The sequence below is a fragment of the Bacillus sp. 522_BSPC genome, from assembly GCF_001076885.1.
GTDB classification, from domain to species: domain Bacteria; phylum Bacillota; class Bacilli; order Bacillales; family Cytobacillaceae; genus Niallia; species Niallia hominis.
On the sequence record NZ_JVDT01000209.1, the window covers coordinates 1 to 14113 of the forward strand.

14 protein-coding genes are annotated in these 14113 nt (G+C 35.9%); 5 read left to right on the forward strand and 9 right to left on the reverse strand.

Annotated features, from left to right (window positions below; genetic code table 11):
* Nucleotides 1-163 precede the first annotated feature (163 nt).
* Entirely contained in the window at nucleotides 164-1525 is a 1362-nt protein-coding gene (locus ADJ83_RS17405; RefSeq protein ID WP_048717268.1) for an IS4 family transposase, read from the forward strand.
* A 358-nt stretch (nucleotides 1526-1883) separates the two neighbouring features.
* Nucleotides 1884-2591, forward strand: a complete 708-nt coding sequence (locus ADJ83_RS17410; RefSeq protein ID WP_031538907.1) for a YoaK family protein — start codon at nucleotides 1884-1886, stop codon at nucleotides 2589-2591.
* 40 nt (nucleotides 2592-2631) lie between these two features.
* On the opposite strand, the gene abc-f is transcribed toward ADJ83_RS17410, so the two are convergent.
* Together abc-f and ADJ83_RS25895 are read right to left on the reverse strand one after the other, a co-directional pair.
* Nucleotides 2632-4521 carry a ribosomal protection-like ABC-F family protein gene (abc-f, locus tag ADJ83_RS17415; protein ID WP_031538908.1) on the reverse strand — a complete coding sequence of 630 codons (1890 nt, stop codon included), beginning with the start codon at nucleotides 4519-4521 and terminating at the stop codon, nucleotides 2632-2634.
* Between the two features lie 293 nt (nucleotides 4522-4814).
* Nucleotides 4815-4952, reverse strand: a complete 138-nt coding sequence (locus tag ADJ83_RS25895) for an RAxF-45 family protein (protein ID WP_192840959.1) — start codon at nucleotides 4950-4952, stop codon at nucleotides 4815-4817.
* 361 nt (nucleotides 4953-5313) lie between these two features.
* Here ADJ83_RS25895 and ADJ83_RS17420 point away from each other — a divergent pair, with 361 nt between their 5' ends.
* Complete coding sequence (locus ADJ83_RS17420) at nucleotides 5314-6135, forward strand: STAS domain-containing protein (RefSeq protein ID WP_031538910.1); 822 nt, start codon at nucleotides 5314-5316, stop codon at nucleotides 6133-6135.
* Nucleotides 6136-6231: 96 nt separating this feature from the next.
* On the opposite strand, the gene cdaS is transcribed toward ADJ83_RS17420, so the two are convergent.
* Nucleotides 6232-6855 (reverse strand): sporulation-specific diadenylate cyclase CdaS, encoded by a 624-nt coding sequence (cdaS, locus tag ADJ83_RS17425; RefSeq protein ID WP_031538911.1) that lies wholly within the window; start codon nucleotides 6853-6855, stop codon nucleotides 6232-6234.
* 161 nt (nucleotides 6856-7016) lie between these two features.
* On the opposite strand from cdaS, the gene ADJ83_RS17430 reads away from it, so the two are divergent.
* On the forward strand, nucleotides 7017-7559 hold the full coding sequence (locus ADJ83_RS17430) for a hypothetical protein (protein WP_048718533.1): 543 nt from the start codon (nucleotides 7017-7019) through the stop codon (nucleotides 7557-7559).
* 19 nt (nucleotides 7560-7578) lie between these two features.
* On the opposite strand, the gene ADJ83_RS17435 is transcribed toward ADJ83_RS17430, so the two are convergent.
* The 4 genes from ADJ83_RS17435 to ADJ83_RS17450 form a co-directional block, all read right to left on the reverse strand.
* Complete coding sequence (locus tag ADJ83_RS17435) at nucleotides 7579-8670, reverse strand: nitric oxide synthase oxygenase (RefSeq protein ID WP_081836694.1); 1092 nt, start codon at nucleotides 8668-8670, stop codon at nucleotides 7579-7581.
* Nucleotides 8671-8692: 22 nt separating this feature from the next.
* A complete protein-coding gene (locus ADJ83_RS17440; protein WP_031538915.1) occupies nucleotides 8693-10066 on the reverse strand; it encodes an aldehyde dehydrogenase in 1374 nt (457 codons plus the stop codon).
* A gap of 270 nt (nucleotides 10067-10336) precedes the next feature.
* Complete coding sequence (gene aroD, locus ADJ83_RS17445; protein WP_031538916.1) at nucleotides 10337-11110, reverse strand: type I 3-dehydroquinate dehydratase; 774 nt, start codon at nucleotides 11108-11110, stop codon at nucleotides 10337-10339.
* 36 nt (nucleotides 11111-11146) lie between these two features.
* Entirely contained in the window at nucleotides 11147-11677 is a 531-nt protein-coding gene (locus tag ADJ83_RS17450; RefSeq protein ID WP_031538917.1) for a shikimate kinase, read from the reverse strand.
* 381 nt (nucleotides 11678-12058) lie between these two features.
* Between ADJ83_RS17450 and katA the strand changes: the two genes are divergently transcribed.
* The gene (gene katA / locus ADJ83_RS17455) at nucleotides 12059-13513 is read left to right on the forward strand and encodes a catalase KatA (RefSeq protein ID WP_031538918.1); all 1455 of its coding nucleotides are present in this window, start codon (nucleotides 12059-12061) and stop codon (nucleotides 13511-13513) included.
* 69 nt (nucleotides 13514-13582) lie between these two features.
* On the opposite strand, the gene ADJ83_RS25715 is transcribed toward katA, so the two are convergent.
* Nucleotides 13583-13756: a hypothetical protein gene (locus tag ADJ83_RS25715; protein WP_160314263.1), complete on the reverse strand. Its 174-nt coding sequence runs from the start codon at nucleotides 13754-13756 to the stop codon at nucleotides 13583-13585.
* A gap of 196 nt (nucleotides 13757-13952) precedes the next feature.
* Entirely contained in the window at nucleotides 13953-14105 is a 153-nt protein-coding gene (locus ADJ83_RS25720) for a hypothetical protein (protein WP_155986772.1), read from the reverse strand.
* Nucleotides 14106-14113: the final 8 nt, after the last annotated feature.

The window sequence follows — 14113 nt, forward strand, 5'->3', positions numbered from 1 at the left end:
AACTTTCGCACCAAAAAAATAAGTGCAAATCGTTAGTTGTATTGCGTCTATGGTCTATTAAATATGTTGCTTGACAGTGTTTAATAAAATGAAATAACACCTCATTCTTTGGTATAGTGTAATTGTAGAGAAAACACTACCATACAGAAGAGGTGCTCCCTATATGATAGACCAAAATAGCCAAAACAATCAACTACCAAAAGAACTTAATTCGGTTTTTTCTGAGCTTGAAATGAATAAACACCTGCGCCAAGCAGGAATTAAAAAATCCTTCGGTTTCAGCTGTTCCTACTTATTTCAGCTTGTTTTCTGTTTGATTTTCCAGCACAAAAATTGGTTTTCACTTCTTGATTCAAAGAAAGCCGATCAGTTTCCAGCCAAAGATGCCGTCTATCGCTTTTTAAACCAATCAACTTTTAATTGGCGCCGTTTCTTACTACTGTTGAGCATTTTTACTATTCAAAAGGTGACTCGCCTTACGAATAAAGAGCGTCCAAAAGTACTGATTATCGATGATTCTGCGTATGACCGAAATCGTAGTAAAAAGGTAGAGCTTCTCGCTCGTTGTTTTGATCATGCTTCCCTGAAAATGCGTTTCTTTAAGGGGTTTCGTATGCTCACTTTGGGCTGGTCAGATGGCTATACATTTATGCCAATTGACTTTTCTTTAGTCAGTTCAAAAAAGTCTCAAATCAATGGTATCTCTGAAAAAATTGATAAACGTACTTGTGGATACAAGCGTCGAGAAAATGCATTACAAACTGAGCCTGAACAAGTTCCTGACATGATTAAACGTGCATTAGCCAATGGGATAGATGCAAGTTATGTCCTTATGGATTCTTGGTTTACATTGCCACCACTTGTAAAGTCTATTGTGGATCAAGGATTAGACGTAATTGGTATGGTCAAAGAAACAAAACAACGTTATAACGTAAACGGGGAGATGGTTTCTTTAAAGCAACTATACCGCCTAGCTGGACCCATTCAATCCAAGAAAGGAATTCTTCGTTCCATCCATACGATCATGGCTAATGGAACACCAATTAAAGTGGTATTCATTCAAAACAGAAATAAGAAAAGCGACTGGCTTGCCATCCTCAGCACAGACTGCACTCTTTCAGAACAGGAGATCGTCCGAATCTATGGAATGCGCTGGGATATCGAGGTATTCTTTAAGGCGGCCAAATCTCTTTTGAAACTTGAAAAAGAATTCCAAAGCCGTTCATATGACGCGCTTATTTGCCATACAACGATTGTGTTTTCTCGTTTTATCGTTCTGTCGTGGCAGAATCGCTGTAATACCGATCAACGCACAATAGGTGGTCTGTTTTACGAATTATGCGATGAAGTAAATGAACTTGATTGGGCTGTCGCATTACAGCAATTGATCGAGCTTCTTCAAGATGCACTTAAACAAACGAATAAGAAAATCAAAAAAATAATTCAAAGTCAACTTGAACAGTGGATCGCTGGCCTTCCTAATTATATCAAGGCTTATTTGCCGATATCACTCTGCGAAAGTTGAGTTGATAATTAATTTCCAAAAGTTTGTCCCCCTAAAACCTAATTCTTTTAAGACATATACCAAGTTATCATAACAACATCCGACAAGAATTTACACTATTCCAGAATATTATTTACACGAAATTAATATTTATTTACGAAAAATTTACATTCGAAATTTAATAGAGTAATTGACATTTTTCATTTTGTATATTACGACAAATTGCAAGTATCCACTCCTTTTGTTTAAGAAAAGAACTTATCGCTAAAAAAATTTGGATTTTGTTCAAATACACTTATGATAATTTATGATAAGATAGATATGTTTTTCCTAAGTATTTTTACTGGAAAGAATTATCCTTCAAGGAGCGTAATTATTCATGATTGATAAAATCAAACCAATACCTTCCTTATCTTCTAATTCCGTATTCCTAGCTTCTTTATTAGGAATAGTTGGTGGTTTTTTAGATGCTTATACATTTATTAGTAGAGACGGTGTATTTGCCAATGCACAAACAGGGAATATCGTTTTATTCGCAGTAAACGCTGCAACAGGTGAATGGGTGGAATCCCTTCATTATATCCCGCCATTAATAGCCTTTGTCTTAGGAGTCTTGGTTTCTGAAATTGTCAAAATACCATCTCTAAGGGAAATCCTATACAGCTATAGACGATCAATCCTTATTTTAGAATGTATCGTCTTAATTATAGTCGGATTCTTGCCAACATCTGTTCCGAATATCATTGTTACAACCAGCATCTCATTTGTATCTTCTTTACAAATATCAACATTTAACAAGTTAGATAAATGGGCATATAATTCAACAATGACTACTGGGAATCTAAGAACTGCAACTCAAGCCGCTTATGCTGCTTTTACAAAACAAAGTCAAGAAGCGAAGATCCAATTTAAAGAGTTTTCCATTATTATCGGCTCCTTTTTATTTGGGGCATTACTTGGTACCTTTACAACCACTCAATTTGGCAATAAAGCCATATGGGTATCGGCAATTATTCTAATCGTCGCATTAGTCCTTTACCATAAAGATAAAGGGTATATTCGTAAACGTTGTGCAGATAGTTTATAAAAAAGGAGAAAGGCTGAATGATTGACAGCCTTTCTCCTTTTTACTTACGATTCATAAGTCCATATAGCTCCTCCCACTGTCTTTCAAGCTCCTCCTTTTTAGAAAACAACTGCTCCAATTTACCCCAATCCGTTTCTATTTCCATTATTTTCTCTAATTCTGAAATCTTTTTTTCCAATCGTTCTACTTCCTTTTCCAATTGAATTTGATTAAAAGAAGCTTCCCTCTCCTGTTTTTCCTTAATTGTGGCCTTCTTCTCTTTTTTTGATTTTACTGGATTAGTTTGTAGATTCTTGGACGTTTGTCTTTCCGTCGACTTTTCGCGTGCATACGTGTAGTTCCCTTCAAAATAGTGAACTTCCTTTGTTTGAATCCAATAAATCTTTTGAAATAGCTTATTTAGAAAATAGCGATCATGGGAAACCGCAAGAATCGTGCCATCAAAATCTTCTAAAGCCTCTTCTAATACTTCACGGGACTCTATATCTAAATGATTGGTTGGCTCATCTAGAATTAATAGATTGATTTCTTGATACATAAGCTGGGCTAAGCGAAGCCTCATTCTTTCTCCTCCACTTAAATTGCTGACCTTTCGAAAAACGGAATAACCGTAAAAGAGAAATTGAGCTAAAATATGCCGTGCCTCCCCCTCTGTCACATGCACTTCATTTCGAAAAGCTTCGATCACTGTTTCCTCTTCCATTTCCATTAATACATGCTGAGAAAGATAGCCAATTTTCACGTTACTTCCCATTTTAACTTCTCCTATATCTGGCTCCATTTGTTGAAGAATCATCTTCAACAAAGTTGATTTCCCCGATCCATTCTCTCCAATAATTGCCGCTCTGTCTTTATAGCTTATTTGCATTTGAACTTGTTGAAACAATAGTTGATCGCCAAAGCTTTTTGAGACATTCTTCAGCTGAATAACATCCTTCCCACTTCGGTCACTTGCTTCCATGTCAAAATTCATTTTCTTTCTATTTATAATGGGGCGAGCTAGTTTTTCCATTCTTTCGATAGCCCTTTCCATATTTCTCGCTCGCTTATGCAATCCTTCATTAGGCGGATTCGCCCGATTCGCCCATTCACGAAGTCGTTTGATTGCTTCTCTCATTTTCTTGATTTTCTTTTGCTGTTCCTCATATGCCTGAAACTCTCTTAAAAGCCTTTCTTCCTTTTCCTTTGTAAAATTTGTAAAATTAGTATAGTAGGTTGTTACTTCCCCATCTTCTAAATCTACCACCTTTTGAATCACTTCATCTAAAAAGTAGCGATCATGGGAAACCACTAAAATAGTACCATTATAATCCTGAAGAAATTTCCCAAGCCACTCGACTGCCATTAAATCCAAATGGTTCGTCGGTTCATCCAATAAAAGAAAATCAGGTTCTTGGAGGAGTAGCATCGCTAAACCAACCTTTGTTTTTTCACCTCCACTTAAAGCTCCATATTCTTTCATGACCAACTGCTCGATTTTTAGCCCATTAACCATTTTCTCTATTTTTGCTTCCATTTCATATCCACCAGCATTCGTAAAATACTCCTGCAATTTCCCATACTCCTCCATTAATAGCAATAGCTGCTCTGGATTGATATCCTGCGCCATTTCCTGTTCCATCTGTTTTATCTTCCCTTCTATTGTTTCAAGGTCAGAAAATGCCTTTTTTAATACTTCCTTCACCTTCATAGATTGTTCATATTCCGGAATTTGTTCTAAATATCCAATCTTTAATCCTTTTTTCCAATGGATTTGTCCAGCATCAGGTGTTTCCTGCCCTGCAAGTAGTCGAAATAAAGTGGTCTTCCCACTCCCATTTCTACCAACTAGACCAACTCTTTCTTTTTCCTTTAACTCTAATGATATGTCTTCAAATAATGTATTTCCTCCGTACATCTTCGCTACATGATTGACACTGCAAATAATCATAATACCGCTCGCTCCTTTTTCTATGATTATCTCTTTTCCCTGACTCTTTCATGGACGGTTTAGTCCACTTTTTAGCAACGCAAAAAAGCCATGGAAAACAAAGTTCTCCATAGCAACATTTAAGGAAAAAGACAGATACACTTTTCCATTAAATATAAATACCTCTAAATGTACTTTTAGAAAGAGCCATTAGTTCCTTCTATTAATAAATGACTTGGTAAGCCATTAAAAAAAGAGTGCATGAAAATGCACTCCTTTAACCGTCCAAATAGAGATGTGGGTAAGAGATGTTTTCACTGTTTTAGTTTGCTATTTAGTTGTTTAAAAAAGGGCATACTTATCCCGTTAACAACTACCATCGCAAATTTTGCACGGTTAATATATAGACTTTCCATCATATAACCTTGCACTAAAACAGTTGAACTTAACATCCTTCCCACCTCTTTTCTTTTATAAGTTAGTTTTATTATATCTTTAAAGGAAATCACACACAAGAGAAAATAATAAGAAAAATCAATTATGTCTGAATAATGTTCCTAAGGCACCACCTTTTAGTACTTTATTTTTTTCATTGATGAGTAATATGTTACTTGGTATAAACTACCATCTATTATCATTTGATTCTAGTAATGTCCTTTATCATTTCAGCAAGGAATTTTATCCATATTCCCAAATACTTTTAAACTAAAATATATGTTTAATCACCTTAACAATAGGGTAGATACTTCTTGTTATTATTTTTAGTGTAAATTAGTGCTTTACTACCTTAAATTAATCCAGGGGAGTAGTTGTATGAATACAATAGCTTACATAAAGGAAGAATTAAAAACTTTCATTAACGAAAATGAAACACCATTCAATCAAAAACTTCTTACTGAAGCAATAAACGTTTCCACCAAAATTACAGATATTTTGAACAAAGGAAATATCGATTTATTAAAAAACGCCAAAAAATTAATTTTTTATACAGTGGATCAACAAGAAGCAGAACTAATCTCTTTTGCGAAAGTCGAAGGAATTGCATGGGCAAAACACTCTTTAACACTTGAATTAAAGCTTGAATGGGTGCAAGCGATAAGAAGAACGTTATGGCACTTTATACGGATAATAGATGAGGAAAAAGATATATTGAAAAATCGTGATGATTATTACGGGATGGAAAAATTATTTAATGAAAAAATAGATCAATTTTTAAATACCTTTTTTCTTAGCTATTCTCATTACAAGGATGAAATGCTACATAAACAAAGAGAAGTAGTGGAACATTTATCCGTCCCAATTATTCCAATTAAACAATCTATTTCTGTTTTACCGTTAATCGGTTTTATTGATTCATACAGAATTAAAATAATTGAGGAAAAGGTTCTAAATGATATAGGAGAATCCAAAATCCAAATATTAGTTATAGACCTTTCTGGTATTGCCATAATGGAAATGGATGTAATAGATTACTTCGAAAAAATATTAGCAGGAATTTCAATGATGGGTTGCAAAGCAATTCTGACTGGATTAAGGCCAGAATTAGTGAAAAAAATGGTGCATGCTGGCATTCATTTCGAACAAAATGCAGAAACAAGAGGTACACTGCAAGAAACTTTGAAAAATATCCTATAGCTTAAAGGAAAAAGACAAGTATTAATTGATAGCCAAAAGGGGATATTTAAGTCCCTTTTTGGGCAATTTTTTTCTCTAGTTTAAGATAGCACTATCCTAGCTTGTTATTCCTCCAGGCTGTATTGGATATAAAACGCCCCCCAAGGCGAACGATATTCTGCCTGTTTCCTCGGAAACGACCATAACTAATGCATCAGTTATCTCACTTAAACCAATGGCTGCTCGGTGTCTTGTCCCCAATTTTTCCTTCCCATTGTAATGAAGAGAGGAAGGGAAAATATTTCCGGCTGAAACAATAGCGTTCTCCTCAATTAGTACCCCACCATCGTGCAAAGGATTACCCGGATAGAATATTGCTTCTAATAGAGACGGAGATAATTTTGCATGCAAAGGAATTCCTGAATGAACACGTGTTTCTAATTCATCATTACGTTTAATGGCAATTAGTGCACCATGACGTTTCTCTGATAAGACTTGGGCACATGCTGTAAGAATTTCTAAATCCTCTGTATATGGCTCTAAATATAATTGTAAATAGAAGGTAGCAGCACTATGATGAATACTTTTAAATTGTTTATTTACTTCTTCAAAGTCATTCAAGATGCAGCAATTTTTTTCATCCATCGTACGCTGGAGTTCGCCAATTTTATCTTGTAAATGGTTCAACGCATGGTGCATATGATTACTAAACTCTATAGGTAAATCTCTTTCTCCTTCCATACGAACACCCCTTTTTTTTTACCTTATCCAAGCTCTGTTAATTTATGCATGCTGAAAGAGAAATTCGTTATATACGGTAACTTATTTCGAAACATTGAATTCATATTTTACAAATGATAGACTAATAGTTGAGTATTTCAAAAGGAGGGAATATTTTACAGATGAAATTTTGGACTTGGACTATTGCTATCCTACTAACAGTTACTGCTATTGGCGTTTCTTCCTTTTTTGTCATACAAACACTATTTGACAGTGATTCGCCCTTACAAACAAATAATGAGCGGTCCGTCGTGAAGGGAGCATCTACCGAAGTAGAAGAATCTTTTGATACGGAAAAAGTTAATACTCCTGTCAATGAGGAAGTTGTCACTTTAGCAGATGGAACGAGCGGACACACGTTTATTTCTATTTGGCATGATTTTTATAATGAAACATTAGGTTGGGGAAGATTGGAAACGACAAGCTATGAAGAACAGAAAGAAGCAGCACTTTCCATTCTTGATGAGATAAAGGACATTAAAGTCTCCGATGAAGAAATAGAACTAGACATGAAAGATATCGCTGCAAATGCTCAGATTGTAGCAGAAAAAGATGATCGTAGTGCTATGCGAAATCTGCATCGATATTTTCATGACTTAGATATTTATTTTAATGGCTATAACTATGATCAAACATTTGGTATTACTGAATTTAGAGGGAACTAAGCCACATCTTCGTTCCACTCTAATTTTTTTCGTTAAAAGGATATTTCTGATTAAAATAATTTGGTTTTTTGCCTTCATTATTGTAGCGTTTATGAAAAATATGGGTAGTTGCAGGAGATAGCGGTGGAATTAGCCATGCCCAATTGCCTGTAATATCTCTCCCTTTTTCTGCCTCTTTATTTTCAAATATCTTAAATTGCTGTGCTGCTGTATGGTGATCAACAATTGTTACACCTGCTTTTTGAAAAGAGTCCAATACAGCAATATTTAATTCCACTAAAGCCTTATCTTTCCACAGAGTAGCGTTCCTTTTCAGGTTTAGACCAAGCCATTCCCCAATCGTTGGTAGCATATTATAGCGATTCTCATCCGCTAAGTTTCTTGCACCAATCTCTGTACCCATGTACCAGCCGTTAAATGGTGCTGCTGTATAAGAAATACCACCAATTTCAAGGCGCATACTAGAAATAATTGGAACAGCATACCACTGTAAGCCTAATTCTTCAAACCATCGATAATCAGGATGTTGAATCGGGACTTCTAAAACAATGTCGTTTGGGATTTCATATAGTTTCGGCTTTTGCTCATTTACTTGAATGACAAGTGGAAGGATATCATAATTTGTTTGCTCTCCCGTCCAGCCTAGCTTTATACACTCTTTTGTAAAAGCTATAGAGTCCGAATCTCCAATAACTCCATGCTCTGTTTCATAACCAGCATAACGTATAAGCTGATGATTCCATATTCGGATAGAGGAATTTCTTGTCTCTTGCTGAAAAATAGTAATCGTTGGCTTTATTTTCCCTCCATTTGTTGAATAGGCAATATGATGGAACAATGCCTCTTTTATTGCTTCTTCCGTGTTAAGATGTCGTTTGTCTAGCACATGTAGATTTTCCCAAAATAATCGACCGATACAGCGATTACTGTTTCGCCAAGCCATTTTAGCTCCATATATTAGTTCTTCCTCTGTATGCTCATAATATCCCTTTTCATTGATGGCTTGTTCCACTTGTATAAGTCTTTCTTCTATCTCTTCTCCAGACTTATTCAGTTCGTTATATGCCGTCTCAATAAACATTTTTGCTTCTGCTAGTAGTGTATTAATCAATAAATCAGCCTCCTAACGCTTATTATTTGAGCACTTTACGAATCAATTTATCCTTTTTTTCGGTATACGGAGGGAAAAGAATCGGGATATCTACTCTAACACTTTTTCTAAGCACACTTCTTTGATGCGAAAAAGTAGTAAAGCTATATTCGCCATGATAAGCTCCCATTCCTGATGCCCCAACTCCTCCGAAAGGCAAGTTAGGAGGAACAATATGTGTCAGTACATCATTTATCGAAACTCCGCCAGATGATATGGCATGGATCACCTTTTCTTCTGTATCTTTGCTATTTGTAAAAAGATAAAGGGCCAGCGGTTTATCTAGCTTTTTTATCGCTTCCACTGCTTTGTCTAATTTTGAATAGGATAATATAGGTAAAATTGGACCGAAGATTTCTTCTTGCATAGAAGCGGATGCCCATGTAGCATCCAGAATAGTTGGTTCAATAAAGCTTGTTTCGATATTACTATTTCCTCCAAATAAAATCCCTTCCCGGTCCGCTTCTAGCATTTCTCGTAAGCGAAGAAAATGCCGCTCGCTCACAATTCTGCCGAAATCTTCCTTCTCTTCAATCCTTTCTCCGAAATAATTCAATAATGTATTTTTCAACTCAGCGATTAATGGATCTTTGACCGATTCATGTACCATAATATAATCTGGTGCCACACAAGTTTGACCAGCATTTAATGTCTTTCCCCATATTATGCGCTTGGCCGCAATCTTCAAATTAGCTGTTTCATCAATAATAACGGGACTTTTTCCTCCTAGCTCTAGTGTAACAGGCGTTAATTGCTTGGCAGCTGCTTCCATTACAATTTTTCCAACCTTTGTGCTACCGGTAAAGAAAATATAATCAAAGTTAGCATGTAGTAGCGCTTGATTTGTCTCCACTCCACCTTCCACAGAACAAATATAGGAAGGTTCAAAAATAGTATTAATTATATCTGTTACTACAGCTGAAACTGTTGGTACAAGCTCGGAAGGCTTTAATATCGCGCAATTCCCTGCAGCAATTGCTCCAATTAATGGTTCAATCAATAATTGAAAGGGATAATTAAAGGGACCAATAATAAGAACCGTCCCATATGGCTCAAAAAGTATCTGTCCATTAGAAGGAAATAGACTCCATGTACTCTTTACTTTTTTAGGCTTCATCCATCTTTTAAGACATTTCATTGTGTGACGTATGCTATTAAGCACAAAACCTATTTCCGAAGTATAGGACTCAAAAGGGTGCTTTCCTAAATCTATCTGAAGAGCTTCTATTAATCTTTGTTCATTTTCTAAAATAGCATTTCTCAATTTGTCCATCTGCTGCAGCCGGAATGTATAAGGCAATGTTTTTTGGGTTGCAAAAAATGTTTTTGTTTGTGCTAATCTTTCGTCTACATTCAATTTCAACAGCTCCGTTAATGTTTATCTTTTAAGTTTGAGTGTACCAACTTTTTCTTTCTTTAAGCAAGTTTTATAGACGATTCTCTTTCATTTGGGACAATCTTTAACTTGCTATTCCATTTAATCTATAAAAAAAGAATTTCGCCTAGAAACGAAATCCTTTTTCATAAAGGGAAAGTTCCAACAAGGTGGTAATTCCTCCCCACTGATGGATAATTGAAACTATCGTTTTCGAATGCTCCTATGCTTGTAGTTGAACCCTACTGTCCGTTAAGAGTACGATAAACTTTTATGTAAAGTAGTTAAGATATTTCTTAATTCTTCAATTGGAATTTGCCCTGGTGCTGATGCTTTTTTTGCTGATGCAAACGTAATAGCTGAACCAAATATTTCTCCTGCCATTCTACTTACAGCCCCTTTTCCTCCCATTGACATTGTTACAATTGGTAGGTCTGCAGCAATTTCCTTCATCGTTGCCGTTGCATCTAATAATGTTAAAACATCTTTAACAGATTGAGGCATGACTGCAATTTTTGGAATATCAGCACCTAATTGTTGTGCTTTCTGTAATCGAGAAATAATTTCCTCTTTCGATGGTGTTTTTTCAAAATCATGGTTAGATAGTATAACAGCGATTTGATGGGAATGCGCCAGCTTGATAACTTCCTTCATTGCATCTTCTTCCGTAAATAATTCGATATCCAGTAAATCAATCAGCCCTGTTTCTACCATATTTTTATTTAAATGAAAATATGCTTCCTTCTCTATCGACCTTTCTCCACCCTCTTTAGCTGTGCGAAAAGTAAATAGTAAAGGAATATTTCCTATCGTATTTCTTATTAGATGCAGAGCCTCTGTCACACTGCCTATCTCATCTACTTCTGCAAAATAATCACTTCGCCATTCTATTATATCGATTGGAAGCTCCTTAAGTAAGGCGGCCTCTTCCCTTAGCTCTTGGACTGTTCTACCAATCAGGGAAACACATATTTTCGGTAATCCCTCACCAATGAAAACATCTCTTACTTTAACGCTTTTACTCACCTTTTTCCCTCCAATAACCAATTTCTCTATCATTATTTAAGCAAGATCCAAGGAATCTATTACGGATTCTACTATTTCCTCCAGCTCTTTCCCATCCATTTTCACCTTCAAATGATGGTTTACATAGATTGCCTTTCTCTCATTAAATAAATTCTTTATCTCTTCCTCTGATTTCCCTTGTAATACTGGCCTGCTATCGATAATAAATGGAATTCTTTGCTTCCACGCTTTAAAGGACATGTCTAAATATAAGACGATACCATTTTCAAGACAGCTTTTCCGAATGTCTTCTTGTAAAAAAGCTCCTCCCCCAAGGGATATAACTTTTTGTGTCTGTTTGGATAAAGCAATAATCATCTCCTTCTCCTTTTTTCGGAAGAACGCCTCTCCATGATATTGAAAAATTTCGGTAACTGTCATGTTATATTCTCTTTCTAATTGATGATCAACATCTATAAAGTCTCGTTTGAGTTTATTTGCTAAAGCCTTTCCAATCGTTGTTTTTCCTACACCCATAAACCCAATTAGTATAATACTTTTCTGTTTTCCTGATTCCTTTTGCAACATGAAGTAAAGCCCCCTATAATCTATTCCGACGAAAATCTTTCTTTCATTATAAGGGAAATACAGTCTTTATCCTAGCAGATTATAAGGAATAAATCGGATACACCATTCATAAAATTTATGGATATAACTATTTTCTATTCATATATATAAGCTTCTTGCATATTTCCTAATTCTCATTCATGTATTTCTTTTCTCTATTAGCCTTTTCTATAAAATCTATTCATTGTCAAGTATTACTTGTTTCTTAGCATATAAAACCCTATCATATTATTCCCTCTGAAAACTTATTTATAATAATTATAAAATTATATTGATTTTTTATTTATAGATGATATTATAATATACATATGCTAAAGAACTAAATTATGAGGTGATTTTTATATGTCAAATAATCGATTAACTACTAGCTGGGGAGCACCAGTTGGGGACAACCAAAATTCCATAACTGCTGGACATCGTGGACCGACTTTAATACAAGATGTCCATTTACTTGAAAAATTAGCTCATTTTAATAGAGAACGTGTGCCTGAGCGTGTGGTTCATGCTAAAGGGGCTGGAGCTCATGGATATTTCGAAGTGACAAATGACTTAACAAAATACACGAAAGCTAACTTCCTATCTGAAGTAGGTAAAAGAACACCAATGTTCATTCGTTTTTCAACAGTTGCTGGGGAATTAGGTTCTGCTGATACTGTTCGTGATCCACGTGGATTTGCAGTGAAATTTTATACAGAAGACGGAAATTACGACATCGTTGGTAACAATACGCCTGTATTCTTTATTCGCGATGCAATTAAATTCCCTGATTTCATTCACACACAAAAAAGAGATCCAAAAACACACTTAAAAAATCCAACAGCTGTATGGGATTTCTGGTCGCATTCACCTGAATCTTTACACCAAGTATCCATTCTTATGTCAGATCGCGGTATTCCTGCAACCCTTCGTCATATGCATGGTTTCGGGAGCCATACCTTTAAATGGGTGAACGAAGAAGGAGAAGGCGTGTGGGTAAAATATCATTTCAAAACAGAACAAGGGGTTAAAAACCTTGATGTGAATTTAGCAGCTAAACTTGCTGGGGAAAATCCTGATTATCATACAGAGGATTTATTTAATGCGATTGAAAAAGGAGACTTTCCTGCTTGGACACTTTATGTTCAAATAATGCCATTAGAAGATGCAGATACGTATCGTTTTGATCCATTCGATGTAACAAAAGTATGGTCACAAAAAGATTATCCTTTAATCGAGGTTGGACGTATGGTGCTTAATCGTAATCCAGAGAACTACTTTGCGGAAGTAGAGCAAGCTACTTTCTCTCCTGGAACATTAGTACCTGGTGTAGAAGTTTCACCAGACAAAATGCTACAAGGTCGTTTATTTGCTTATAGTGATGCACATCGTTACCGTGTTGGCGCAAACCATAATGCACTACCAATTAACCGCCCTCGCAATGAAGTAAATAACTATCAACGCGATGGTCAAATGCGTTTTGATGGCAATGGTGGTGGTTCAGTTTATTACGAACCAAATAGCTTTAGCGGTCCAAAAGAAACTCCTGAAAACAAAACAACTCCATTCGCAGTATCTGGAGTAGCAGAAAGTGTTGCATATGACCATAACGATCATTACACGCAAGCTGGAGACCTATACCGCTTAATGTCTACAGAAGAACGCGAAAGATTAGTTGCAAACATTGTTGGCGCAATGAAACCTGTAGAATTAGAAGAAATCAAACTTCGTCAAATTGGTCACTTCTACAAAGCAGATCCTGAATACGGCACAAAAGTTGCTGAAGGATTAGGCTTGAGTGTACCAGAGACAGTAAAATAATAACGTTTTGTTGAAAAGCCCTCTATCATAGAGGGTTTTTCTTTCTATTTAATTGAATGGTTTAATCACTTAAGTACCAATACCTTGGTTAATTAGTTGATTCCCCTTTTTGATAGACTTTAAACTAGTTTTGGCGATTTTGGGAGGATGGTTGCGATATTTAGAGGGGGGTTTTTGCGACTTTGGTGTTCTTATTTGCGATTTTGGCTCTTTTACTTGCGATTTTGGCTCTTTTACTTGCAACTTTGCCTCTCTTACTTGCCACTTTGGCTCTTTTACTTGCGACTTCGACTTTTATTTGCAACTTTGGCTCTTTTACTTGCGACTTCCACAATCTTTCTTGCGATTTTGGCACTCTTACTTGCAACTTCGACTTTTATTTGCAACTTTCACCCTCTTACTTGCGACTTCCACACTTTTACTTGCAACTTTGGCTCTTTTACTTGCGACTTCGACTTTTACTTGCGACTTCCACACTTTTACTTGCAACTTTCATACTCTTACTTGCGACTTCCACACTCCTTCTTGCGACTTTCTCTCTCTTACTTGCGACTTTGGCTCTTTTACTTGCGACTTCGACTTTTACTTGCAACTTTCATA

What these genes read in the sequence shown, in the direction of transcription:
- ADJ83_RS17405 (WP_048717268.1), top strand. Translation starts at nt 164, where the DNA reads ATGATAGACCAAAATAGCCAAAACAATCAACTACCAAAAGAACTTAAT.
- ADJ83_RS17410 (WP_031538907.1), top strand. Translation starts at nt 1,884, where the DNA reads ATGATTGATAAAATCAAACCAATACCTTCCTTATCTTCTAATTCCGTA.
- abc-f (WP_031538908.1), bottom strand. Translation starts at nt 4,521, where the DNA reads ATGATTATTTGCAGTGTCAATCATGTAGCGAAGATGTACGGAGGAAAT.
- ADJ83_RS25895 (WP_192840959.1), bottom strand. Translation starts at nt 4,952, where the DNA reads ATGTTAAGTTCAACTGTTTTAGTGCAAGGTTATATGATGGAAAGTCTA.
- ADJ83_RS17420 (WP_031538910.1), top strand. Translation starts at nt 5,314, where the DNA reads ATGAATACAATAGCTTACATAAAGGAAGAATTAAAAACTTTCATTAAC.
- cdaS (WP_031538911.1), bottom strand. Translation starts at nt 6,855, where the DNA reads ATGGAAGGAGAAAGAGATTTACCTATAGAGTTTAGTAATCATATGCAC.
- ADJ83_RS17430 (WP_048718533.1), top strand. Translation starts at nt 7,017, where the DNA reads ATGAAATTTTGGACTTGGACTATTGCTATCCTACTAACAGTTACTGCT.
- ADJ83_RS17450 (WP_031538917.1), bottom strand. Translation starts at nt 11,677, where the DNA reads ATGTTGCAAAAGGAATCAGGAAAACAGAAAAGTATTATACTAATTGGG.
- katA (WP_031538918.1), top strand. Translation starts at nt 12,059, where the DNA reads ATGTCAAATAATCGATTAACTACTAGCTGGGGAGCACCAGTTGGGGAC.